The organism is Ramlibacter sp., from assembly GCF_036676645.1.
In the GTDB taxonomy this organism is placed as follows: domain Bacteria; phylum Pseudomonadota; class Gammaproteobacteria; order Burkholderiales; family Burkholderiaceae_C; genus Ramlibacter.
On sequence record NZ_JAKFCM010000005.1, the window covers coordinates 18,147 to 40,315 of the forward strand.

General features: G+C 72.1%; 21 protein-coding genes. 14 read left to right on the forward strand and 7 right to left on the reverse strand.

Going from position 1 to position 22,169, the window contains the following annotated elements; genetic code table 11:
* Window positions 1-104: 104 nt before the first annotated feature.
* The 6 genes from V6M57_RS00200 to V6M57_RS00225 all read left to right on the forward strand — a co-directional run bounded on the left by V6M57_RS00200 (window position 105) and on the right by V6M57_RS00225 (window position 5,187).
* Window positions 105-806 (forward strand): DUF3348 family protein, encoded by a 702-nt coding sequence (locus V6M57_RS00200; protein ID WP_332812956.1) that lies wholly within the window; start codon window positions 105-107, stop codon window positions 804-806.
* Window positions 803-2,629: a hypothetical protein gene (locus V6M57_RS00205; protein WP_332812957.1), complete on the forward strand. Its 1,827-nt coding sequence runs from the start codon at window positions 803-805 to the stop codon at window positions 2,627-2,629. The genes V6M57_RS00200 and V6M57_RS00205 overlap by 4 nt, the downstream gene beginning before the upstream one ends.
* The gene (locus tag V6M57_RS00210) at window positions 2,626-3,282 is read left to right on the forward strand and encodes an OmpA family protein (RefSeq protein ID WP_332812958.1); all 657 of its coding nucleotides are present in this window, start codon (window positions 2,626-2,628) and stop codon (window positions 3,280-3,282) included. The genes V6M57_RS00205 and V6M57_RS00210 overlap by 4 nt, the downstream gene beginning before the upstream one ends.
* Window positions 3,275-3,670 carry a DUF2894 domain-containing protein gene (locus tag V6M57_RS00215; protein ID WP_332812959.1) on the forward strand — a complete coding sequence of 132 codons (396 nt, stop codon included), beginning with the start codon at window positions 3,275-3,277 and terminating at the stop codon, window positions 3,668-3,670. The genes V6M57_RS00210 and V6M57_RS00215 overlap by 8 nt, the downstream gene beginning before the upstream one ends.
* Window positions 3,667-4,803, forward strand: coding sequence for an acyltransferase family protein (locus V6M57_RS00220; RefSeq protein WP_332812960.1), 1,137 nt, complete (start codon window positions 3,667-3,669; stop codon window positions 4,801-4,803). The genes V6M57_RS00215 and V6M57_RS00220 overlap by 4 nt, the downstream gene beginning before the upstream one ends.
* Before the next feature lie 69 nt (window positions 4,804-4,872).
* The gene (locus V6M57_RS00225; protein WP_332812961.1) at window positions 4,873-5,187 is read left to right on the forward strand and encodes an MTH1187 family thiamine-binding protein; all 315 of its coding nucleotides are present in this window, start codon (window positions 4,873-4,875) and stop codon (window positions 5,185-5,187) included.
* Window positions 5,188-5,196: 9 nt separating this feature from the next.
* On the opposite strand, the gene V6M57_RS00230 is transcribed toward V6M57_RS00225, so the two are convergent.
* From V6M57_RS00230 to V6M57_RS00240, 3 genes are all read right to left on the reverse strand, one after another.
* A complete protein-coding gene (locus V6M57_RS00230) occupies window positions 5,197-5,616 on the reverse strand; it encodes a VOC family protein (RefSeq protein ID WP_332812962.1) in 420 nt (139 codons plus the stop codon).
* Between the two features lie 146 nt (window positions 5,617-5,762).
* The gene (locus V6M57_RS00235; protein ID WP_332812963.1) at window positions 5,763-6,110 is read right to left on the reverse strand and encodes an antibiotic biosynthesis monooxygenase family protein; all 348 of its coding nucleotides are present in this window, start codon (window positions 6,108-6,110) and stop codon (window positions 5,763-5,765) included.
* Window positions 6,107-6,454 (reverse strand): NIPSNAP family protein, encoded by a 348-nt coding sequence (locus V6M57_RS00240; protein ID WP_332812964.1) that lies wholly within the window; start codon window positions 6,452-6,454, stop codon window positions 6,107-6,109. Before V6M57_RS00240 ends, V6M57_RS00235 begins: the two co-directional genes overlap by 4 nt.
* A 107-nt stretch (window positions 6,455-6,561) precedes the next feature.
* Between V6M57_RS00240 and V6M57_RS00245 the strand changes: the two genes are divergently transcribed.
* Window positions 6,562-7,284 carry an ArsR/SmtB family transcription factor gene (locus V6M57_RS00245; protein ID WP_332812965.1) on the forward strand — a complete coding sequence of 241 codons (723 nt, stop codon included), beginning with the start codon at window positions 6,562-6,564 and terminating at the stop codon, window positions 7,282-7,284.
* A gap of 48 nt (window positions 7,285-7,332) precedes the next feature.
* Here the strand turns inward: V6M57_RS00245 and V6M57_RS00250 are convergent, their stop codons facing one another.
* Both V6M57_RS00250 and V6M57_RS00255 read right to left on the reverse strand, forming a co-directional pair.
* Window positions 7,333-8,310 carry a YcjF family protein gene (locus V6M57_RS00250; RefSeq protein WP_332812966.1) on the reverse strand — a complete coding sequence of 326 codons (978 nt, stop codon included), beginning with the start codon at window positions 8,308-8,310 and terminating at the stop codon, window positions 7,333-7,335.
* 61 nt (window positions 8,311-8,371) lie between these two features.
* The gene (locus V6M57_RS00255; protein ID WP_332812967.1) at window positions 8,372-11,230 is read right to left on the reverse strand and encodes a PAS domain-containing protein; all 2,859 of its coding nucleotides are present in this window, start codon (window positions 11,228-11,230) and stop codon (window positions 8,372-8,374) included.
* Window positions 11,231-11,411: 181 nt separating this feature from the next.
* On the opposite strand from V6M57_RS00255, the gene V6M57_RS00260 reads away from it, so the two are divergent.
* Both V6M57_RS00260 and V6M57_RS00265 read left to right on the forward strand, forming a co-directional pair.
* Window positions 11,412-12,149 carry a hypothetical protein gene (locus V6M57_RS00260; RefSeq protein ID WP_332812968.1) on the forward strand — a complete coding sequence of 246 codons (738 nt, stop codon included), beginning with the start codon at window positions 11,412-11,414 and terminating at the stop codon, window positions 12,147-12,149.
* Between the two features lie 72 nt (window positions 12,150-12,221).
* On the forward strand, window positions 12,222-13,586 hold the full coding sequence (locus tag V6M57_RS00265) for an MATE family efflux transporter (RefSeq protein WP_332812969.1): 1,365 nt from the start codon (window positions 12,222-12,224) through the stop codon (window positions 13,584-13,586).
* A gap of 16 nt (window positions 13,587-13,602) precedes the next feature.
* Here the strand turns inward: V6M57_RS00265 and V6M57_RS00270 are convergent, their stop codons facing one another.
* Complete coding sequence (locus V6M57_RS00270; RefSeq protein WP_332812970.1) at window positions 13,603-14,310, reverse strand: SOS response-associated peptidase; 708 nt, start codon at window positions 14,308-14,310, stop codon at window positions 13,603-13,605.
* A 145-nt stretch (window positions 14,311-14,455) separates the two neighbouring features.
* Between V6M57_RS00270 and V6M57_RS00275 the strand changes: the two genes are divergently transcribed.
* The 5 genes from V6M57_RS00275 to dnaJ all read left to right on the forward strand — a co-directional run bounded on the left by V6M57_RS00275 (window position 14,456) and on the right by dnaJ (window position 19,571).
* On the forward strand, window positions 14,456-14,782 hold the full coding sequence (locus tag V6M57_RS00275; RefSeq protein WP_332812971.1) for a winged helix-turn-helix transcriptional regulator: 327 nt from the start codon (window positions 14,456-14,458) through the stop codon (window positions 14,780-14,782).
* Between the two features lie 47 nt (window positions 14,783-14,829).
* Window positions 14,830-15,180 carry an FKBP-type peptidyl-prolyl cis-trans isomerase gene (locus V6M57_RS00280; RefSeq protein ID WP_332812972.1) on the forward strand — a complete coding sequence of 117 codons (351 nt, stop codon included), beginning with the start codon at window positions 14,830-14,832 and terminating at the stop codon, window positions 15,178-15,180.
* 537 nt (window positions 15,181-15,717) lie between these two features.
* On the forward strand, window positions 15,718-16,290 hold the full coding sequence (gene grpE, locus V6M57_RS00285; protein WP_332812973.1) for a nucleotide exchange factor GrpE: 573 nt from the start codon (window positions 15,718-15,720) through the stop codon (window positions 16,288-16,290).
* Window positions 16,291-16,392: 102 nt separating this feature from the next.
* The gene (gene dnaK / locus V6M57_RS00290) at window positions 16,393-18,342 is read left to right on the forward strand and encodes a molecular chaperone DnaK (protein WP_332812974.1); all 1,950 of its coding nucleotides are present in this window, start codon (window positions 16,393-16,395) and stop codon (window positions 18,340-18,342) included.
* 83 nt (window positions 18,343-18,425) lie between these two features.
* The gene (gene dnaJ / locus V6M57_RS00295) at window positions 18,426-19,571 is read left to right on the forward strand and encodes a molecular chaperone DnaJ (protein ID WP_332812975.1); all 1,146 of its coding nucleotides are present in this window, start codon (window positions 18,426-18,428) and stop codon (window positions 19,569-19,571) included.
* Here dnaJ and V6M57_RS00300 read toward each other — a convergent pair.
* Window positions 19,561-22,062 (reverse strand): cation-translocating P-type ATPase, encoded by a 2,502-nt coding sequence (locus V6M57_RS00300; protein WP_332812976.1) that lies wholly within the window; start codon window positions 22,060-22,062, stop codon window positions 19,561-19,563. The genes dnaJ and V6M57_RS00300 overlap by 11 nt on opposite strands.
* Window positions 22,063-22,169 lie beyond the last annotated feature (107 nt).

The window sequence follows — 22,169 nt, forward strand, 5'->3', positions numbered from 1 at the left end:
GCTCCGGCTCCCGGGCCTTGCAGGCCCACTTCGCACGGGCACTGCGCCCACCCGGACCACCACGAGGACCCGCATCGCCCGGCCAGGCACAGAGGATCGTTGTCTTGCACAGCACGTTCGGCACATCGCGGCTGGTCCGCCTGCTCGGCCACTGGACGCCCGTGGAGGCGGACCGGTCGGGCCTGGACTTCGCCGAGCGCACCAGCCTGTGGGTGGGCCCGCTGGAGGCGATCCGGCTGCAGGCGGCGCAGCAGCCGGTGCAGGCGCCGCCCGCCGCGGATCGCAAGCCGCCGACCGCCGCCGCCACGATCCGCGCGCTGGACGAGGACTTCCGGCGCGTGCACGGCGTGCTGGCCCGCGCCATCGGGCAAGACCCCCTCGCCCTCGCCAACCTGCAGGCGGGCGATCCGGACATCGGCTACGCGCCCTTCCGCCACCGCCACCTGGAACTGCAGCGCCAGATGGAGCCGATGGCATCGGCCCTGCGCGACCACCTGCGGCAGACGATGCGGCGGCTGTCGCCGCGGCTGCGCGAACTGGCCGAACTGGACGCCGCGCTGGAAGACGTGCTGGCCGTGCGTGGGCAGAAGCTCCTGGCCACCACCGTCGCCCGGCTGGAGCGCCGTTTCAGGCAGTTGCTCCCGACCGGCCCCGGCGACCCTGGAGCGGCCGGGCCGCCCGGCCACTGGCTGCACGCCTTCGGCGAGGACTGGCGCAACGCCCTGCTGGCCGAACTGGACCTGCGCCTGCTGCCCGCAGCCGGGCTGCTGGACGCGGTCCGCAACGAACACCTCCAACAAGCATGAGCAATCGAATCTTCGGACTGGCCTTCTGCCTCGGCCTGCTCGCCCTGGGCTGGGTTGCCAGCGGCTTCGTCGGCACCAGCCCGCTGGCGCTGGCCATGACGGCCGTGATCGCGGCCGCCTACGTCATCGGAGCGAATGAACTGCGGCAGTTCCGTGCCGCCACCGGCACGCTGCGCGCCGCGCTGGACGGCCTGTCGGCGCCGCCCGCCGCACTGGCCGACTGGCTGGCGCGCGTGCCCGAGAGCCTGCGCGACGCCGTGCGCCAGCGCATCGAAGGCGAGCGCGGCGCGCTGCCCGGCCCGGCGCTCACGCCCTACCTGGTCGGGCTGCTGGTGATGCTGGGCATGCTGGGCACCTTCCTGGGCATGGTGGTCACCTTCAAGGGGACGGTGTTCGCGCTGCAGGGCTCCACCGACGTGCAGGCGATCCGCGCCGCGCTGGCCGAGCCGATCCGGGGCCTGAGCCTGTCGTTCGGCACCTCGGTGGCCGGCGTGGCGGCGTCGGCCCTGCTGGGGCTGATGTCGGCGATCGCGCGGCGCGAGCGGCTGGAGGCCGCGCGGCTGCTGGATGCCAGGGCCGCCGGCGCGCTGCTGCCGTTCTCGCTGGCGCACCAGCGCCAGGAAACCCTGCGCGCCGTGCAGTCGCAATCGCGCCTGCTGCCCGAAGTCGCCGAGTCGCTGCAGGCGATGATGGAACGCATCGAGCGCCGCAGCGAGCAGCTCGATGCGCAGCTGCTGGAGCGGCAGGCGCAGCTGCAGCGCGAGGTGACGGCGGCGTACGCGGAACTGGCGCGCAGCGTGGGCGCCTCGCTGCAGCAGAACCTGGCCGCCAGCGCGCAGGCTACCGGCGAGACCCTCCGGCCGATCGTGCAGTCGGCGATGGGGCAGCTGGTGCAGGAATCGCAGGGCCTGCAGCGGCGGCTGGGCGAGGTGGCGCAGGCCCAGGCGGAGGCCCTTGCCGGCCGGTTCGCGACGGCCGAGCAGGGACACCGCGAGCGCATGGACGAGATGGCGTCCCTGTGGCGCACCGAACTCGCCGCGCTGCGGCAGGAAGAAGGCCGCCGCGGCGAAGCCGCCGTGCACCGGATGGGCGAATGGCAGGCCACGGCCGCGCGGCAGCTGGCGGCGTTGCGCGAGGAGGAGCACCAGCGCGGCGATGCGGCGGTCCGGCGGCTGTCCGATCTGCAAGGCGCCGTCGCGCAGCACCTGGCCACGCTGGGCGCGGCGCTGGAGGCGCCGCTCACGCGGCTGCTGGACACCGCCGCCGAGGTGCCGCAGGCGGCGGCCGGCGTGATCTCGCAGCTGCACGAGGAGATGAGCCGCGTCGCCGGGCGCGACAACCTCGCGCTGCAGGAACGCACCGTGCTGCTGGAGCGGCTGGGCGCGCTGCTGCAATCGCTGGAGCAGGCCTCGGGCGAGCAGCGCACCGCCATCGACGCGCTGGCCGGCACCGCGACGTCGGTGCTGGAGCAGGCCCAGGCACGCTTCGGGCAGGCGCTGGACGCGCAGGCCGGCCGGGCCACGGAGATGGCGGCGCACGTCAGCGCCGGCGCGGTGCAGCTGGCCGGCGTGGCCGAATCCTTCGGCGAGAGCGTGCGCCGTTTCCAGGCCAGCCACGACAAGCTCGCCGACACGCTGCAGCGGGTGGAAGCCTCGCTGTGCCGGTCCACCGAGCGCAGCGACGAGCAGCTGGCCTACTACGTGGCGCAGGCGCGCGAGGTCATCGACCTGAGCATCGCCTCGCAGCAGGGGCTGCTGGACAGCCTGCGCCAGCTGCAGGGCAAGGCCCGGCCGGCGGCGCTGGCGGAGGCAGGCGCCCCGTGATCGGCCTGGACGACAGCGACGCCGCGGCGCAGGAAGTCGCGCCCGCCTGGACGGTGTTCGCCGACCTGATGTCGGGCCTGCTGGGCGCCTTCGTCCTGGTGCTGATCGGCGTGCTGGTCGGCCAGATGGACCTGGCGGCCAGCCTGGAAGCCGAAATCGCGAAGCGGCGCATCGAGGAGCAGCGCCGCATCGCGCTGGAGCAGGCGCTGGCGGTGCCGCTGGCCAGCGGCCGCATCACCGTGGACAACGGCCGCATCGGCATCAGCGGCAGCGTGCTGTTCGCGGTCAACTCCGACCAGCTGCGGCCCGAGGGCCGGCAGCTGCTCAGGAGCCTGGTGCATCCCCTGCGCGTGTACCTGGGCGAGCGCAACGAACTGCTGATGGTCAGCGGCTTCACCGACGGCACGCCGGTCCAGGACGGCAATCGCCGCTACCAGGACAACCTGGAGCTGTCGGCGCAGCGCGCGCTGACCGTGACGAGGGCGCTGATCGAGGACGGCATGCCGCGGTCGCAGGTGTTCTCGGCGGCCTTCGGCGCCGAGCAGCCGGTCGCGTCCAACGCCGACGAGAAGGGGCGCGCGCTGAACCGGCGGGTGGAGATGGCGCCGGTGCCGCGGGCGGCGGGAGCCCGGCCGGGGGGCCCGAATGGCTGAAGCCCCATCGACCCGCGACGACCCGCCGCGGACCCTGGCGCAACTGAACGCCTACATCCGCCGCGCCACCGCGGCACGCCGCGCCGAAGGCGACCACCCGGACGAACTGGGCAGCGTGCGACGCTTCCGCCAGGCCTGGGAGCGACACCGCACCGGCGACCGGCTGCAGCAGGCCGTCGCGCGCTCGCCCGCGAACGCCGGTCCGCTCAACCCGCACGCGCTGGTGCTGCGATCGCTGGAGCGCATGGGCGACTTGAGCCCCGACTACCTGCGGCGCTTCATCGAGCTGATCGAGGCGCTGCAATGGCTGGAGCGCGCCGCCGCGCCATCCCCGCGCGAGCGGCCCTCCGATGCGAATCGACCGGCCCGCCGGCGGCGCAGGAAATGACCGTCTTCCCCTGGCTCGACGCCGCCCGCGCGTTCGCGGCCCTCAGCGTCCTCGTCTACCACCTCATCGCCCACTGGGACTGGACCGGGTTCCCCGCCAGCGGCCCGCTGGCCTGGTTCCGCGGCGGCTGGATGGCGGTGGACCTGTTCTTCGTCATCTCCGGTTTCGTGATCGGCCTGTCGGCGTTCAGCCGCATCGACGCGCACGGCAGCGGCTTTCGCGCCGGCTTCCTGCGGGCCCGGCTGGCGCGCATCGTGCCGCTGCACGTGCTGACCCTGCTGGCCTACGTGGCGCTGGTGGAACCGTCCTTGATCCAGCGGGCCGACTTCTGGCCGAACCTGGGTGCGCACCTGCTGTTCGTGCACAACCTGTTCTTCGACTGGTACGGTGCGATCAACGGGCCCAACTGGTCGCTGGCCACCGAGATGCAGTTCTACCTGCTGATGGCGCTGGCGGCTCCATGGCTGCGACGGGCGCGGCCCGGGTCGATCGCGCTGGCGTCCATCGGCATCGCCTGGGCCTGGCGCTGGGGCGCCTGGACCCTGTACCAGCCGGGCCCGCAGGACGTCGCGTACATGGCGCAGACCCAGCTGCCCGGCATGCTGGACGAGTTCGCGATCGGGCTGCTGCTGGCCCGGTTCGTCCGCGCGCCCAGCGGCCAGGCCTTCCTGCGCCGCCTCGCGGCCGACGCCCGCCGGCGCTGCGCCCTGCTGGCGCTGGCCGCGCTGGGCGGGTGGGCAGTCGTCTCGCTGGAGCAGGCCTGGGACTACTGGGAGTGGCCGGCGATGGCGGTGTTCTTCCGCACGGCCCTGGCCGCGTGCGCGGCACTGCTGGTGCTGGCGCTGTGCGGCTGGCCGCCGCCGAAGAAGGGGGTGCTGGCCGCCGGCGCGCTGTACCTGGGCAAGGTGTCGTACGGCATCTACCTGTGGCACCTGCCGGTGCTGTTCCTGCTGGGGCAACACAGCGAGCTGGAGCCCTGGCAGGCCCTGCTGGTCGCCGTCCCGGCCACCGTGGCCCTGGCGGCGCTCGGCTGGCATGCCGTGGAGCAGCCGCTGCTGCGGCGCTGGACCCGCCCCGCGCAGCCGGCTCCCGCCGGCACGGGCACCGCGCCGGCGCGGCCGCGGCCGACCTGAAGCCGGTCGGCCCGTGCGCCGGCCGCCTCCGAGGGTGGCAAGATCGCCGCTTCCCAGCAAGGAATGCCCATGGTCCTCCTCGAATTCGCGATGTCGCCCACCACCACCAGCGGCGGCGAGAGCCTCAGTCCCTGGGTGGCCCGCATCCTGGACATCGTCGACCAAAGCGGCCTCAGCTACCAGCTCACCGCCATGGGCACCCTCCTGGAAGGCGACTGGGACGAGGTCATGGCGGTGGTCGGCGCCTGCTTCCACGCGCTGCAGGCCGACTGCCCGCGCATCGGGATGAACCTGAAGATGGACTACCGGGCCGGCGACGCCTCGCGCCTGCGCAGCAAGGTCGATGCGGTCGAAGGCCAGCTCGGCCGCAAGCTGCGGACCTGAGCCGGTCCGTCACTGCGCCTGCTCGCCGCCGCCCACCATCCAGGGCGTGCCGAAGCGGTCGGCGCACATGCCGAAGGCTTCGGTCCAGAAGGTCTTGCCCATGGGCATGATCACCGAGCCGCCGGCGGACAGCGCATCGAAGATGCGGCGCGCCTCCTGGGCGGTCGGGTATTTCAGCGCCAGGCTGAAGCCCCCCATCGGCTTGTGCTGGCCGGCCGGCGAGTCCGAGGCCATCAGCCGGCGCTCGCCGTCGAGCACCAGGCAGGCATGCATGATCCGGTCGGCCGAGCCGGGCGGGCAGGCGGCGGGGTCGGGCGACTGGGCGTAGGTCATGAAAGTCTCCATGCGCCCGCCGAGCACCTGCTCGTAGAAGCGCATCGCCTGCGCGCACTGGCCGTCGAAGAAGATGTAGCTGTCGAGACTGGGCATCGCGTTTCTCCTGCTCGTTGGAAAAGCGACGGGCACCCGGCAATTCGCGCGCCCGCCTGGCCCGACGACGAACGGGCGACCCCGAAATCGACAGCCGGTGCGCGGACGCTCCGCCCGGCCGGCGCCGCGGCCGGCGCAACGGCCCGTCAGCGGCCGTGGTGGGCGCGCGAGTCCTCGGGCGCCTGGCCTCGCTCGGCCATGCCGTAGTCGCGCAACACGCTGGCCACCCGCAGGCGGTAATCCTCGAACACGCTGGCACGGCCCCGCTCCTGGGCCAGGCGGTGCGCGTGCAGCCCGCGCCAACGGGCGACGGCGGCCTCGTCGCGCCAGAAGCTCAGCGACAACACCTTGCCGGGCTGCGACAGGCTCTGGAAGCGCTCGACCGAGAGGAATCCGTCCGCCTGCTCCAGCAGCGGTCCAAGGACCGCAGCGGTATCCAGGTAGGCCTGCTGCCGCCCGGCGCGAGGAATCACTTCGAAGATGACGGCGATCATGGGCGCACCTCGTCCAGGTCCAGCCCGCGCGCGAGCGTGCCCGGCACGGCTTCGCAGAAGCTGCGCTCCTCGCGCAGGATGAAGCGCAGCCGCTGGGCCACCTCGAAGTTGGCGCGGGCTTCCGCGTCCGCCTTCAGCCGCGCCCGGTAGGCCTCGTACGCCGCCAGGCTGTCGAACGCGACCAGGCCCCAGGCGATGTCGCTGGTCCCTTCATGGGGCAGGAAGTAGCCGGCCAGCCGCCCGCCGCAGCGCGGGATGATGCGGCCCCACTGCCGGGCGTATTCGGCGAAGGCCTCGCGCTGGAAGGGATCGATCTGGTAGCGGATGAAGCAGGTGAGGGTCATGGTCGTGTCCCGGTGGATGCGAGGCCGCCATCGTGCGCGGCAGGCCCGGGGCCCGGCTTCGCTGCGGAGCGAAGCACGGCCGGCCGCCCTGCTGCACACTCGAATGCATGAACACCAACCAGGTCGCCCGGATCGCCGCGCTGGTCGGCGAACCGGCGCGCACCGGCATGCTGATGGCGCTGATGGACGGCCGCGCGCTGACCGCACGCGAGCTGGCCGACGCCGGCCGCATCACGCCGGCCACCGCCAGCCGCCATCTGTCGCTGATGGTCGAGGCCGGGTTGCTGCGGGTGGCGCACCAGGGCCGCCACCGCTACCACCGGCTGGCCACGCCCGAGGTGGCGCGCCTGCTGGAAAGCATCATGCAGCTCGCGGCGCAGTCGCAGCCGGCGCCGCGCCGGGTGGTCACCGGCCCGCGCGACGCCGCCCTGCGGCTGGCGCGCACCTGCTACGACCACCTGGCCGGAGGGATCGCCGTGGCCATCGCCGACCGGCTGGTGGAGGACGGCGCCGTGGTGATCGAGGACGACACCGCGGCGCTCACCGACCGCGCCGGCCATGCCCTGCACCCGCTGGGCCTGCCGATGGAGGCTCTCGCAGCCGCAGGCCGTGGCAGCCGTCCACCCTGCCGCCCCTGCCTGGACTGGGGCGAGCGCAAGATGCACCTGGCCGGGCGCTTCGGCGCCCTGCTCTGCTCGCATTGCCTGGCGCAGGGCTGGCTGCGGCCCAAGCCCGGCACGCGCGGGCTGGACCTCACGCCGCCGGGCGCCATCGCGTTCCGCGATTGGCTCGGCGAGGAGCGCTGGCGCGCGCTGACCGCGCACGAATGAGCTCTCGTCTTTCGCCCTCCCCCGAGAGCGGGGGGCGCCAGCAGACCCTCAGCGCCGGCCGCCCACCATCGCCAGGACCTTGCCGACGTCCAGCGTGCGCGCCTGCTGCTGCATCTGCGGCAGGTAGCGCGCCTGCAGGTCCTGCGCTTCGCCGGCGATGCCGGCATAGGCCTCCTTGAGCATCTGCGACGACAAGGTCCGTCCACCGGCGTAGTAGCGCCGCGCGACGTGGCCCAGCGCATAGGTGGCCGCGAAACTCATGCCGGAGCTCACCGCCTGCCGCCCCACGCCACCCAGCAGCCCGCCGCCGACCCGTCCGAGCAGGCCACCCAGCAGCTTGCGGCCGGCCTGCTCGAGGTATTGCGAGGTCAGGCCCACGCCCACCGTCGCCAGGAAGTCCTTGACGTGCCCCTGGTCCAGTTCGTAGCCGTACGACTGGCCGATCCGGTACACCAGCCGCATCTGCAGCGGAATGATGGCCAGCGTCGACAGCGACTCGGGCAGCAGCTCCAGCGCGCCGTTGGTGATCGCGGCATTGAGGATCATCTGGTCGAGCTCGGCCTCGGCCAGGGTGGACGGGCGACCGCCCACCGGCTGCACCGGTGACGGCGCCGCGCGCACGCCGGCATCGGGCATGGGGCCTTCCAGCGGCGCCGCCGCCAGCGCCTGCGCATCGTCCGTGAACTGCTGCGCGCCGGCGTCGTCCAGCCCCAGGGAGGAACGCAACTGCGCCAGGAACCGCTGCTCGGGCACGGACTGCACGCCGTCGGCATCGCACACGCACACCGCCATCTCGTAGGCCAGTTGCCGCGCCTGCGGCGACTGCAGTGCCGCCGCGGCCTGGCCGACCGCCACACGCTTCATCAGCACGTCCTGCACCAGCGTGGGCAGGTGCACGGCGTCGGCGTGCGCCAGCCCTTCGGCAATGCGCCTGACTTCCTCCCGTTCGCGGTCGTGCTTGCCGCCGTCGGCAAACGCCGCCATCAGGCTGAGCGTGACGACGGCCTGGGTTTCGGACGGGCTCATGCGCGGGCACTCCTGGAAAAAGACCGTTGGGTCCCGCGCCGCGGCCGGGGTTCCCGTGCGCCTACCCGGGCACCGGCATGGTGAACCAGAAGGTCGCGCCGAGGCCGGGCCGGGCTTCGGCCCACACCCTGCCGCCCTGGCGGTTCACCGCACGGGCGACGGTGGCCAGGCCCACGCCGGTGCCGGGGAACTCGTCCTGGCGGTGCAGGCGCTGGAAGGTGCCGAACAGCTTGCCGGCGTGGGCCATGTCGAAGCCCGCGCCGTTGTCGCGCACGAAGAACTCGCCCGCGCCGGAAGTCCCGAACACGATCTCGGCCGGTGCCGCGCCGGAGCTGAACTTCCAGGCATTGCCCAGCAGGTTCTCCATCACCGAGCGCATCAGCCGCACGTCGCCCAGCACCACCAGGCCGGGCTGCACCTGCCACCGCACGTCGCGCCCGGGCGATTCGGCTTTCAGGCGCTGCAGGATTTCCGCCGCCAGGCAGCTCAGGTCGACCCGGCCGCGCACGACTTCGGCCCGCGACACGCGCGCCAGCGACAGCAGCCCCTGCACCAGCTGCACCATCTCCCCGGCGTTGGCGCGGATGCGCTGCAGGAAGTGGGCGGCCCGCGTGCCCTCCAGGTCCGGCCCCAGTTCCTGCTGCAGCAGTTGCGCGAAGGCGCCGATGCGCTGCAGCGGCGACTGCAGGTCGTGCGAAACCGAATAGGAGAACGCCTCCAGCTGCTCGTTGACCAGCCGCAGCGCAGCCTCCTGCGCCATCAGGTCGGTGATGTCGGTGTCCACGCCGACCCAGAAGATGACCCGTCCGTCCTCCCCGCGCACCGGGTTGGCCCGGTAGGTCGTGGTGTGCCAGCTGCCGTCGCGGGCACGGATGCGCCGGGTGCCCTGGAAGGTGGAGCCGTCCTGGCGGCACTGCGCCCATCGCTGGGCCATGTCGGCCCGGTCGTCGGGGTGGATCAGCTGGCGCCAGTGGTGGCCCAGCCAGTCCGGGGGCGCCCCGCCCACGAGGTCGTACCAGGCGGGACTGATGTAGTTGGCCCGGCTCCCGGTGTCGACCGTCCAGATCGGCAGCGGGGCCTGCTCGGCCAGGGTACGGAACAGCGCCTCCTGCTGCTGCAGCTCGCGCGTGCGTTGTTCGATGCGGTCTTCCAGCGTGGCATTGAGCTCGCGCACCTGCTCGACCAGGTGCATCAGGTGGCTGATGTCCTGCAGGGCGCCTTCCACCCGGACGATGGCGCCGGCGGCATCGCGCACCGGCTGCCCCACCGAGTGCACCCAGACCGCCCGCCGGTGGGGCGTGGTCAGCATCGCCTGGGCCTCGAAGGGTTCCCCCTGCTCCAGGGTGCGCCGCACCGCCGCCTGGAAGGTGGCTTGGGCGGACGCATCGAGGCGGGCGAGCAGTTGCGCGAGCGGGGTGCGGCGCTCGGGCCGGAAATCCAGCAGGGCGGCCGCCTCCGGCGACCAGGTGATGCTGGCGTCGGCCACGTCGTAGCTCCAGGAGCCCAGCCGCGCCAGGCGCCCGGTCATGCGCTGCATGTCGGCCTGTCGCTCCAGCTGGGCCTGGGCGGTCTTCAGTTCGTGCACGTCGGTGGAGGTGCCGTACCAGGACACGATCGCGCCGTGCGCGTCGTGGTTGGGAACGGCGCGCACCAGCTGCCAGCGGTAGCTGCCGTCGGCGTGGCGCAGCCGCATCTCCACCTCGACCGGCATGTCCAGGCTGGCGCGCTCCGCCCGCTCCCGGGCGACCCGGCGGGTGTCGTCCGGATGGGCCAGTTCCTCCCAGCCGACCCCGATCACGGCGTCCACCGGCTGGCCGGTGGCGGCGGTCCAGCGCTCGTTGACGAAGTCCACGATGCCGCTGGCATCGGTGATGAACACGATCTGCGGCATGGCCTGGGCCAGTTCGCCGAAGCGCTGCTCCATGTGCCGGCGGCGCCGGGCCTGCCGCTGCAACTGCCAGCCCAGCAACACGGCCGCCGCCATGGCAACCGCCCACAGGCTGCCGGTCAGCCAGGCGAACCGGCGCCAGTCGGCCAGCAACTGCGAAACCGACGACCCGACCGTGATGATCAGCTGCGGGTAGGCGGGCAAGGTCCGGTAGGCGAACACGCGGTCGATGTCGTCCCCGACGCTGATCGCGCGGAAGGCGCCCGTGGGCGACGAGGGCAGCAGCTGCGCGAACAGCGGCAGGTGCGAGAAGTCCTTGCCGAGCATGGCCGGTCGCGGCGGGCTGCGCATCATCAGCTGGCCGCTGGCGTGGAACAGGGCGATGGCGCCCTGCGCACCGAGCTCGAGCTCCTGCCAGTTGGCCTGGATGTGCGGCGGCTCGATGGCGGCCGCCAGCACCCAGCGCAGCCGCCCCGCGGGGTCGCGCACGGCGCGCGACGCCACCATGATGCCTTGCCCGGTCACGCGGCTGCGCACGATGCGGCCGACGTGGAAGTCGGTTTCCGGATGCTCCAGGTGGACCCGGAAGTACTCGCGATCCTGCACCGGGAATCCGGCACGGCCCTCCATCGACCAGAACAGGATGCGGCCCTGCGGATCGACCACCCAGAGGTTGCGCAGGAAGGACAGCCCGCCGATCGCGCGGCCCAGCATGGCCCGCACGCGCTCCGGATCCAGCTCCTGGGCTTCCATCAGGCGCAGCTCGTGGGCGGCCAGTTGCATGCGCACGTCCACCGCCTGCAGGTTGCGCGTGGTCTGCTCGGCCGTCACGTGGGCGATCGCGCCGGTCAGCTGTTCGCCGGCCCGCATCGCCTCGGCCCGGAAGTAGGCCAGCGCCATCGCCAGCAGGGCCCCGGAGGCCAGCCCGAAGGCGAGCACCGCCCACAGGATGGGCGGACGCCACGGACGCAGCCCCTGTGCCATCGGTGTCGAAACGGTCGGCCCGAAGTCGGCCGGCTTGCGCCGCTGCATCCGCATCCCCCCTATTGTTGTGCTGAATCCGGTCGGCCATGATGCGCGGGGGCCGCGCTCCCGGCACAAACAGGCCGGCACGTGTAAGGAAAGCGACAAGGCTTTGCCGCAAAGCCCGTCGGCGCGCATACTCGTGCCGATATTCGATGCGCCGTCCAGGCGCACTTCGCGGAGGATTTTCATGGGCTTGATGGATCGGCTGCTCGGCAAGGGCGGCGCCGGTGCCACGCGCGCGGCGGCCGCGCAAGGGCCGCAATCGACGCTGGGCTCGCCGCAATCGGTGCGCAAGGAGGTGGCTCGGCTGGCGGTGCGCGAGGCGCTGCGGCACAACGGCATCCCTGCGCAATGGATCCGCTCGGAGGCACTCACCACCGCCGCACCCGGGCGCGAAACCGGGGTGCACGTGCGACTGGTGGTGCAGCACTGGGACGCCCGCCTGATGCTGCACGCGGTGGCGTTGCAGGACGCCATCGAGAAGCGCATCGCGACACTGGACCCCGAGGCCGGGCAGTGGCTGATGGGCCTGTCGTGGCAGTTCGCCCTCGACGATGCGGCCGCCTGCCCGGCGCTGCCGCACCCGGGCAGCTGGACGTCCGGCCCCGGCGACTCGCCGGCCGCGCCGGCGGTGGACCCGCAGGGCGCCGGCGTGCCGGCCGGCGAGCCGCCGGTCGAGCGCGAGAAGCGGGCCGAGCTCGAGCGCCTGCTCAGCGCCCGCGACGCGCAGTTCGGCTCCGACGAGGAAGGCGGCGACGGCTTCGGCAAGACCCAGCCCATGCCCTTCGAGAAGACGCAGCCGATCACGGCACTCGACCTGCCCACGGTGCACGCGTTCGAGAAAACCCAGGTGATGGAGCACGGGCGGGCCTACCAGAAGACCCAGCCGATGCCGCCGTCCGAGCGGTCCGACGACCCGGGCTGACCGCGCGATCGGCCGGTGGCGCAGCGGCGGCGCCTGCGCCGGCCGCACTGCGCTGCGCTAGCATGCCCGCCGATGAGCAGCCCCGCAGCCGGCCTCCCGGCCGCTCCCCTCTGGACCCGTTTCCTGGCCTTCCTGGCCCCGCTGGTCCTCACCAACGTGCTGCAGGCGCTCTCCAGCACGCTGAACAGCATCTACCTGGGCCGCATGCTGGGCACCGCGGCGCTGGCCGCTGCGGTGGCCTTCTTTCCCCTGCTGATGACCCTGATCGCGCTGGTGATCGGGCTGGGCACCGGCAGTTCCATCCTGGCCGGGCAGGCCTGGGGCGCCAGGAAACCCGAGGTCGTGCAGCGCGTCGCCGGCACCACGCTGGCCGGCGCCGCCGCGCTCGGCATCGTCGTGATGGCGACCGGCCTGCTGGCGATCGGGCCGGTGCTGCAGGGCCTGCGCACCCCGCCCGAGGTGCTGCCGCAGGCGGTGGCGTACGCCCGGGTGATGCTGCTGGCGCTGCCGGCGCTCTTCCTCTCGATCGTGGCCGCCGCGCTGCTGCGGGGCGTGGGCGACAGCGTGACGCCGATGAAGGCACTGCTGGTCACGACGGCGTGCACCATGGTGCTGACGCCGGCCCTGATCCGCGGATGGATCGGGCTGCCGCCGCTGGGCGTGGCCAGTGCCGCCTGGGCGGTGCTGGCCGGCAACCTCGCCAGCCTGGCGTGGCTGGGCCGGCACCTCGCCCGGCGGCAGCACGTGCTGGCCTGGCGGGCGCTGGCGCCGCACTTGCGGTTCGAGGGCGCCCTGCTGCGGCAGGTGGCCCGGCTGGGCATCCCGACGGCGCTGTTCTTCATCACCGGCTCGCTGGCGGACCTCGCGCTGCTGTCCCTGGTCAATGCGCACGGGCTGCACGCGACCGCCGCCTGGGGCGCGGTCGGCCAGGTCACGGCCTACGTGCAGTTCCCGGCGATGTCGATTTCCATCGCGGCTTCGGTGTTCGCCGCACATGCCATCGGCGCCGGGCGGCTGCCGCAGCTGCGCGAGGTCACGCGCATCGGCCTGGGCATGAACCTGGCGCTGACCGGCGGCCTGGCGCTGCTGGTCGCCGTGCTGGCGCGGCCGGCCGCCGGCCTGTTCGTGGACGATGCCGCCGTGGTCGACCTCGCCTCGGCCGCGCTGCGCCTGACCGTGATCGGCAGCGTGCTGTTCGGGATGGCCAGCGTGCTGAGCGGCGTGATGCGCGCCACCGGCACCGTGCGCGTGCCCACGCTGATCACGATCGGCTGCCTGGCCTTGCTGATGGCGCCGCTGGGATGGGCCTTCGGGCGCGCCTTCGGCCTGCCCTGGATCTGGCTGGCCTACCCGGCCACGTATGGAATCGGCCTGTCGCTGCAGGCGGCCTACTTCTTCGGCGCCTGGTCGCGGCGCCCGGTGCGCGCACTGGTGTGAACCGGCGCCCGGCCGCTCAGAACAGGTCGCCGGTGCGCGGCGACGGCGGTCGCACGGTGCGCACGCTGCCCGCCCTGGGTGCGCGCGGCGGCAGCGGCGAAGCCTGGGCCAGCAGCGGCTTGTCCCACCGGCGGAAGTAGGCCGGCGCATCCTGCACGCGGCAGCCGAGCCAGTTGCCGTAGTCCTCCGGGTCCAGGATCACGACCATGCGCTTTTCGTCCTGCGGCCGGTGGAAGCGGCGCATCAGCGGGTGTTCGTCGGCGTTGACGGTCAACATGGCGAAGCTCAGGACCTCGCGACCGTCGGGATGCCGCCAGGGCGCCCAGACGCCGGCCACGCCGAACGGCACGAAGCCTTCCTGGTGGATCGCCCAGCGCACGCACTCGCCGCTTTCCCAGCTGGGCTCGTAGATCGCCTCGCAGGGGATCACGCAGCGCTGCCCGCGATGCCAGGCGTCACGGAAGCTGGGCAGCCGGCCCACCGTTTCGCTGCGCGCGTTGTAGGTGCGCCGGCCGAAGGCCAGTTCGGTGGCGAAGTGCGGCAGCAGGCCGAAGATGCCGTCGTCCACCACGCGCTCGAAGCCGGAGCCCTCCTGCGCCAGCCGGATGAACGGCGCCAGCCCCAGCGGCCAGGCATCGACGGGCTCGTCGTCGCGATCGCGCGCCACGCCGAAGAAGGCCAGCAGGCGATCGCGCCGGCTCACCGGAACGTAGTTCGAGCACATCGCGCGATGCTAGCCGGGGCGCCCGCCTCCCCCATCCGGCAGAGGACCGGGTGAGGGATAGCCCGCTATTGTTTGTGTAGCGAGCGCTGCGTACACTCCCCCTCCCCGCCAGGGTCGGCCGGCGGGCGCGAAAAGAACACCAAGGATGAGTTCCAGGGACAACGCAGCCATCTTCCAGTTGCTCGCGCTGCTGGAGGCGCGCTATGCGATCCGCGTGCTCTGGGCACTGCGCGACGGCCATCCCCAGACCTTCCGCCTGCTGCAGGACAGCGTGGGGGGCATCACGCCCAACACGCTGAACACGCGCATCAAGGAATTGCGCGAGGCCGGGCTGCTGGGACGCGGCCCGGACGGCTACTGCGTGACGCCGGCCGGTGCCGACCTGCTCAAGCGCCTGTCCGACCTGTCGGCCTTTGCCGCGCGCTGGACGGCCGCCCAGGGCCGCAAGCGGCAGGCGCCGCCCGCCGACTGAACGCCGGTCTTACGGCCGTGCCAGGGCCGGCCGGTAAACTCGCCGGCATGATCACCACTCCTTCCGGCCTTCAATACGAAGACACCGTCCCCGGCACGGGCGCCGAAGCCCGACCGGGCCAGCACGTGCACGTGCACTACACCGGCTGGCTCTACGAGAACGGCCGCGCCGGCGCCAAGTTCGACTCCAGCCACGACCGCAACGAGCCGTTCGCGTTCTCGCTGGGCGCCGGCATGGTGATCAAGGGCTGGGACGAAGGCGTCGCCGGCATGAAGATCGGCGGCAAGCGCACGCTGGTCATTCCGCCGCAACTGGGCTACGGCGCCCGCGGCGCCGGCGGCGTGATTCCGCCGAACGCGACGCTGAAGTTCGACGTGGAGTTGCTGCAGGCGCACTGAGCGCTGGGGGGTCGTTGCGGGTTCGATCCGCAATCCGTCCTCCGGCCGCCGAACACGGGCGTTGGCTGCTCAGAGGGCAGGCGATGGTTCCCGGCGTTCGCCGGGATGACACGGTTGGGTGTCATTGCGGGCTCGACCCGCAATCCCTCCCCCAAGCGCCGAACACGCGCGTCGCTGATCGGAGGGCGGGAGATGGCTCCTGGCGGTCGCCAGGGTGACACGGTTGGGTGTCATTGCGGGCTCGACCCGCAATCCATCCCCGAAGCGCCGAACACGCGCGTCGCTGATCGGAGGGCGGGAGATGGTTCCCGGCGTTCGCCGGGATGACATGGCAGCGGACCTTCGCCCGGTTGGCATGAACGCGGGCGATCCCGGCCTTCCCGCTGCCCATCCGTGGCTGCGGTCGGGCTGGTGCGGCTAGCCCGTTCGGGCTGGCTCAGCCATTTTTTGCCGGGCGGTCCCGATCGTCGCCTTGAAAAGGACTACCCTGCCCTTAGGTGCTCCGCAGCTTTCACCGCCGATTCGACCAACAACGAGATGAACCCCGAAGACCCCAAGATCGAACCGACCCTGGACGGCGCCCCGGCCCCGACCGACCTCAGCCCCGAAGCGCAGGAGGCCGCCGGCGCGGCCAACGAGGCCGACCTGGCGACCTCGCTCGGCGAACTGGAGGCCCTGCGCGCGAAGAACGCCGAGCTCTCCGAGCAGTACCTGCGGGCCCAGGCCGAGGTGCAGAACACCCGCCGCCGCGCCGACGACGAAATGGCCAAGGCGCGCAAGTTCGCCATCGAGAGCTTCGCCGAGAGCCTGCTGCCGGTGTGCGACAGCCTGGAAGCCGGGCTGGCGGTGCAGGAAGCCACTGCGGAGCAGATCCGCGAGGGCTCCGAGGTCACGCTGCGCCAGCTCAAGCAGGCGCTGGAGCGCAACAAGGTGGTGGAGGTCAATCCCGCCGTCGGCGCGAAATTCGATCCCCACCTGCACCAGGCCATCTCGATGGTGCCGGCGCCGGGCCAGGAGCCGAACACCATCGCCTCCGTGCTGCAGAAGGGCTACCTGATCGCCGACCGGGTGCTGCGGCCGGCGCTGGTGATGGTGGCCGCGCCGCAGTGAGCGCGGGGAACGTCTTGAAACAGGCCCGGTTATCCACAACTGGGCTGCAGTAGGGAATCAGGGGCCCCGGCCCCGCAGGTACAGGACAGGAGAGAAGACATCATGGGCAAGATCATCGGCATCGACCTGGGCACCACCAACTCGTGCGTGTCCATCATGGAGGGCAACACCCCCAAGGTCATCGAGAACAGCGAGGGCGCGCGCACCACGCCCTCCATCGTGGCGTACCAGGAAGACGGCGAGATCCTGGTCGGCGCCTCGGCCAAGCGCCAGGCCGTCACCAACCCCAAGAACACCATCTACGCGGTCAAGCGCCTGATCGGCCGCAAGTTCGAGGAAAAGGAGGTCCAGAAGGACATCCACCTCATGCCCTACCAGATCGTCAAGGCCGACAACGGCGACGCCTGGGTGGAAGTGCGCGGCAAGAAGCTGGCGCCGCCGCAGGTCTCGGCCGAGATCCTGCGCAAGATGAAGAAGACGGCGGAAGACTACCTGGGCGAGCCGGTCACCGAAGCCGTGATCACGGTGCCGGCGTACTTCAACGACGCCCAGCGCCAGGCCACCAAGGACGCCGGGCGCATCGCCGGCCTGGACGTCAAGCGCATCATCAACGAGCCGACCGCGGCCGCGCTGGCCTTCGGCCTGGACAAGCAGGAAAAGGGCGACCGCAAGATCGCCGTCTATGACCTGGGCGGCGGCACCTTCGACATCTCCATCATCGAGATCGCCGACGTCGACGGCGAGAAGCAGTTCGAGGTGCTGTCCACCAACGGCGACACCTTCCTGGGCGGCGAGGACTTCGACCAGCGCGTCATCGACTACATCATCGGCGAGTTCAAGAAGGAACAGGCGGTCGACCTGTCCAAGGACGTGCTGGCGCTGCAGCGCCTGAAGGAAGCGGCCGAGAAGGCCAAGATCGAGCTGTCCAACAGTGCGCAGACCGACATCAACCTGCCGTACATCACGGCCGACGCGTCGGGCCCGAAGCACCTGAACATCAAGCTCACCCGCGCCAAGCTGGAAAGCCTGGTCGAGGAGCTGATCGAGCGCACCATCGCGCCCTGCCGCACGGCCATCAAGGACGCCGGCGTGAGCGTGAACGACATCCACGACGTGATCCTGGTGGGCGGCCAGACCCGCATGCCCAAGGTGCAGGACAAGGTCAAGGAGTTCTTCGGCCGCGAGCCGCGCAAGGACGTCAATCCCGACGAGGCGGTGGCCGTGGGCGCCGCCATCCAGGGCCAGGTGCTGGGCGGCGAGCGCAAGGACGTGCTGCTGCTGGACGTGACCCCGCTGTCGCTGGGCATCGAGACGCTGGGCGGCGTGATGACCAAGATGATCGCCAAGAACACGACCATCCCGACCAAGTTCGCGCAGACCTTCTCCACCGCCGACGACAACCAGCCGGCCGTGACGATCAAGGTGTTCCAGGGCGAGCGCGAGATGGCCAGCGGCAACAAGCTGCTGGGCGAGTTCAACCTCGAGGGCATCCCGCCGGCCCCGCGCGGCCTGCCGCAGATCGAGGTCACCTTCGACATCGACGCCAACGGCATCCTGCACGTCAGCGCCAAGGACAAGGGCACCGGCAAGGAGAACAAGATCACCATCAAGGCCAACTCGGGCCTGTCCGAAGAAGAGATCCAGAAGATGGTGAAGGACGCCGAGCTCAACGCCGCCGAGGACAAGAAGAAGCTGGAGCTGGTGCAGGCGCGCAACCAGGGCGAGGCGCTGGTGCACTCGGTGCGCAAGAGCCTCGCCGAGTACGGCGACAAGCTCGAGGCCGGCGAGAAGGAGAAGGTCGAAGCCGCGCTGAAGGACGTCGAGGAAGCCCTCAAGGGCGAGGACAAGTCCCTGATCGAGGACAAGACCAACGCCCTGATGACCGCCAGCCAGAAGCTGGGCGAGAAGATGTACGCCGACATGCAGCAGGCCCAGGCCGCGCAGGCGGCGGGCGGCGCTGCCGGCGGCGCGGAGCAGGCCCCCGGGGCTGGTGCGGCGCCGGCCGACGACAATGTGGTCGACGCCGAGGTCAAGGAAGTCAAGAAGGGCTGATCGCGGCGCCCGGCCGATGAACGCGCGCCGCGTTGGTGAAGAGCCAACGCGGCGTTTGCGCTGAAAGAAACGATTACCACACGATGGCCACCAAGCGGGATTACTACGAGGTCCTGGGGGTACCCAAGAACGCCTCGGAAGAAGAGATCAAGAAGGCTTATCGCAAGCTGGCGATGAAGTTCCACCCCGACCGCAACCAGGGGGATGCGGCCAAGGACGCGGAGGTCCGGTTCAAGGAGGCCAAGGAGGCCTACGAGATGCTCTCCGACGCCGACAAGCGCGCGGCCTACGACCAGTACGGCCACGCGGGCGTGGACCCGAACATGCGCGGCCCGGGCGCGGGCCCGGAGGGCTTCGGCGGCTTCGCCGAGGCGTTCGGCGACATCTTCGGCGACATCTTCGGCCAGGCCCGCGGCGGCGGCGCACGCGGGGGCCGGCAGGTCTATCGCGGCAACGACCTGTCGTACGCGATGGAAGTGACGCTGGAGGAAGCCGCCGCCGGCAAGGAAGCGCAGATCCGCATCCCGACCTGGGACCCCTGCGACACCTGCCACGGCAGCGGCGCCAAGCCGGGCACCCAGGCCAAGCCCTGCGGCACCTGCCATGGCGCCGGCGTGGTGCAGATGCGCCAGGGCTTCTTCTCGGTGCAGCAGACCTGCCCGACCTGCCGCGGCGCCGGCAAGATCATCCCCGAGCCCTGCCCCACCTGCCACGGCCAGGGCAAGGTCAAGAAGCAGAAGACGCTCGAAGTCAGGATCCCCGCCGGCATCGACGACGGCATGCGCATCCGCAGTGCCGGCAATGGCGAGCCGGGCCACAACGGCGGCCCGCCGGGCGACCTGTACATCGAGATCCGGCTGAAGAAGCACGCGATCTTCGAGCGCGACGGCGACGACCTGCACTGCGTGGTGCCGATCTCCTTCACCAGCGCCGCGCTGGGCGGCGAGATCGAGGTGCCCACGCTGCAGGGCAAGGCCGCCATCGACATCCCCGAGGGCACCCAGGCCGGCAAGCAGTTCCGCCTGCGCGGCAAGGGCATCAAGGGCGTGCGCTCCAGCTACCCGGGCGACCTGTACTGCCACATCAGCGTGGAGACCCCGGTCAAGCTCACCGAGCACCAGCGCAAGCTGCTCAAGGAACTGGACGACTCGCTCAAGAAGGGCGGCTCGCGCCATTCGCCGGGCGAGGAGAGCTGGAGCGACAAGCTGAAGAGTTTCTTCAGCGCCTGACCGGGTCCATGCGGGCCCGGGCGGCGGCCGGCGGGCCGGCGCCGGTACGAAGCCAGACCCTGGCCAGCGCCATCGCCGCCAGGGCGGTCCCGCCGGCTGCGGCCAGGGCCAGCGCCCAGTCGGCCGCGTGCAACGGCCGCAGCTGCAGCAGCTGGCTGGTGAACGGCCACTGGACCAGCGCCACCGCCGAAGCCACCGTGCCGGCGACGATCCAGCGTGCCGGCGCCGAGCGCAGACCCGTCAGCGCGGCCGTCAGCGCGCCGCTGGTGAGCACGAGCAGGACCAGCGCCATGGCGCGGGCGTGCCCCACGTCCCTGTCGGCGCCGAGCGCGTGCACGTAGCCGCCCACCAGCAGCGCGGCCGCCAGCGCACCCACCAGCAGGATGCCCAGCCAGGCGTCCAGCGGGAAGAAGCGGGCCTTGCGGCCCCGCTCCACGGCGGCCAGCCGGCCCGGGGACGGCAGGTCCTGGAAGGCCAGCATGGCCGTCGGATGGATGACCAGCTCGACCCAGACGATGTGGATCGGCAGGAACAGCAAGGGCATTCCCAGCAGCGGGATGACGGCGGCGCCGGCGACGAAGGGGATGTGGACCAGCAGCAGGTAGGCGAAGGCGACGCGCAGGTTGCGGAACAGCTGGCGGCCCTCGGCCACCGCGTCGACGATCGTGCGGAAGTTGTCGTCCAGCAGGACCATCGGGGCGACCTCGCGCGCGCTCTGGGTGCCGCGCTCGCCCATGGCGATGCCGATGTCGGCCTCGCGCAGGGCCGGAACGTCGTTCACGCCGTCGCCGGTCACCGCCACGATCTCCCCCTGGGCCTGCAGCGCGCGCACCAGTTCGAGCTTCTGCGCCGGCGTCGCGCGGGCGACCACGTGCAGGTCCGCGGCCAGCCCGGCGGCGGCCTCTTCGGCGCCGGCCAGCGACAGCACCCGGGGTTGGCCGGCGCCCAGGCCGATCTCGCGCGCGATCGCCGCCGCCGTGGCGGGGTGGTCGCCGGTCACCATCAGGACCCGCATGCCGGCGGCCAGGCACTCCTGCACGGCGTCCTTCACGCCCGGGCGCACCGGGTCTTCGAAGGCCACCAGGCCCGCCAGCGCGAAGCCGCCGTCCGGTTCCACGCGGGCGGCCGCGGGATCGACCGGGCGCTCGGCGCAGGCCAGCACCTTGTGGCCGGAGCCCGCCAGTTCCTCGACCTGCGCCATCCAGTCGCGCTCCTGTGCGGCCGACAGGTCGCAGCGGGCGAAGACCGTCTCCGGCGCGCCCTTGAGGTAGGCGCGCAGGCCGCCGCCCGGGTCGCGCAGCAGCGTCTCGCGCCGCCTGGCCTCGGTGAACGGGAACTCGGCCACCGGCGCGCCGTCCGCGATCGGCACGCCCACCGCCCGCAAGGCGAGATCCAGCGGATCGGCGCTCTCCGCCCGGGTGGTCGCCACCGCCACGCGCAGCAGCCCGTCGAGGCCGAAGCCCGCCGCCGGCAAGCCATGCGCGAACACCAGCCGGCCTTCGGTGATGGTCCCCGTCTTGTCCGAGACGATGGCGCTGGTGCGGCCGATGTTCTCGACCGCGACGGCGCGCCGCACCAGTCCCTTGCGCCGGGCCAGGCGCAGCACGCCCAGGCCCAGGAAGAAGGTGTAGATCACCGGGAATTCCTCCGGCAGTGCCGCCACGGCCAGCATCACCGCGCTCAGCAGCGCGTCCACCCAGCCGTGGCCCTGGCGCAGCCGCACGGCCGCCAGCAGCAGGCAGACCAGCAGCGCCAGCACCAGCAGCGTGCCGACCAGTTCCGCGATCGCCTTCTGCAGGGGGGTCGCGGCATGCCGGCCGCCGGCGGCGATGCGCGCAATCTCGCCATAGCGGGTTTCGGGGCCGGTGAAGACGGCGCAGAAGGTGGCCGTTCCGCCCAGCAGGCGGGTTCCGGCGGTGACCCAGTGCGCCTCGGCCACGCGCCCCGCGCCGCCGGGCTCGCCCGCCAGCGGCAGCTTGCGCACCGGCAGCGACTCGCCGGTGAGCATCGACTCGTCGACCTGCAGCTGGCTGCCCGCCAGCAGGATGCCGTCGGCCGGGAACCAGGCTCCGGTGCCGACCTCGACCACGTCGCCGGGCACCAGCTGGCGCGCCGGCAGGTCCTGCCAGGAGCCGTCGCGCCGCGCGCGCGCCGTCGTGGCCAGGCGGCTGGCCAGTCCCGCGGTGGAGGCCAGCGTCCGCCGGTGCAGGTAGGCATCCATGCCCAGCAGCGGCAGCAGCGCGGCCAGCAGCGTCAGGGCCTCCCCGGTGCGGCCGAGCAGACCGGACAGGGCCGAGGTCGCCAGCAGGAACCAGATCATCGGATCGCGGGCCGTGTCCCGCGCGATCGCGCGCCAGCCGGCCGTTTGCGGCGCAAGGATGTCGTTCGCGCCGAATCGGCGCGACGCGGCCAGTGCCTGCGAGGTCGACAGCCCGTCGCGCCAGCGCCCGCCGCCGGCGAGCCGCCCGGTCGGGATCGCTCGTTCGGCCATGGTGCGGTTGTATCCCGAAGCGTGCTGCCCGCGGTAGCGGCGGCGCGGGCCGGCCGGCGCGCGGCCCGATCGGATGCTTGCCCGTTTGTCCCGCCAACGCGACAGTG

Coding starts and splice junctions, on each gene's coding strand:
- V6M57_RS00205 (WP_332812957.1), top strand. CDS start 803: ATGAGCAATCGAATCTTCGGACTGGCCTTCTGCCTCGGCCTGCTCGCC.
- V6M57_RS00215 (WP_332812959.1), top strand. CDS start 3,275: ATGGCTGAAGCCCCATCGACCCGCGACGACCCGCCGCGGACCCTGGCG.
- V6M57_RS00220 (WP_332812960.1), top strand. CDS start 3,667: ATGACCGTCTTCCCCTGGCTCGACGCCGCCCGCGCGTTCGCGGCCCTC.
- V6M57_RS00225 (WP_332812961.1), top strand. CDS start 4,873: ATGGTCCTCCTCGAATTCGCGATGTCGCCCACCACCACCAGCGGCGGC.
- V6M57_RS00230 (WP_332812962.1), bottom strand. CDS start 5,616: ATGCCCAGTCTCGACAGCTACATCTTCTTCGACGGCCAGTGCGCGCAG.
- V6M57_RS00235 (WP_332812963.1), bottom strand. CDS start 6,110: ATGATCGCCGTCATCTTCGAAGTGATTCCTCGCGCCGGGCGGCAGCAG.
- V6M57_RS00240 (WP_332812964.1), bottom strand. CDS start 6,454: ATGACCCTCACCTGCTTCATCCGCTACCAGATCGATCCCTTCCAGCGC.
- V6M57_RS00245 (WP_332812965.1), top strand. CDS start 6,562: ATGAACACCAACCAGGTCGCCCGGATCGCCGCGCTGGTCGGCGAACCG.
- V6M57_RS00250 (WP_332812966.1), bottom strand. CDS start 8,310: ATGAGCCCGTCCGAAACCCAGGCCGTCGTCACGCTCAGCCTGATGGCG.
- V6M57_RS00255 (WP_332812967.1), bottom strand. CDS start 11,230: ATGCAGCGGCGCAAGCCGGCCGACTTCGGGCCGACCGTTTCGACACCG.
- V6M57_RS00260 (WP_332812968.1), top strand. CDS start 11,412: ATGGGCTTGATGGATCGGCTGCTCGGCAAGGGCGGCGCCGGTGCCACG.
- V6M57_RS00265 (WP_332812969.1), top strand. CDS start 12,222: ATGAGCAGCCCCGCAGCCGGCCTCCCGGCCGCTCCCCTCTGGACCCGT.
- V6M57_RS00270 (WP_332812970.1), bottom strand. CDS start 14,310: ATGTGCTCGAACTACGTTCCGGTGAGCCGGCGCGATCGCCTGCTGGCC.
- V6M57_RS00275 (WP_332812971.1), top strand. CDS start 14,456: ATGAGTTCCAGGGACAACGCAGCCATCTTCCAGTTGCTCGCGCTGCTG.
- V6M57_RS00280 (WP_332812972.1), top strand. CDS start 14,830: ATGATCACCACTCCTTCCGGCCTTCAATACGAAGACACCGTCCCCGGC.
- grpE (WP_332812973.1), top strand. CDS start 15,718: ATGAACCCCGAAGACCCCAAGATCGAACCGACCCTGGACGGCGCCCCG.
- dnaK (WP_332812974.1), top strand. CDS start 16,393: ATGGGCAAGATCATCGGCATCGACCTGGGCACCACCAACTCGTGCGTG.
- dnaJ (WP_332812975.1), top strand. CDS start 18,426: ATGGCCACCAAGCGGGATTACTACGAGGTCCTGGGGGTACCCAAGAAC.
- V6M57_RS00300 (WP_332812976.1), bottom strand. CDS start 22,062: ATGGCCGAACGAGCGATCCCGACCGGGCGGCTCGCCGGCGGCGGGCGC.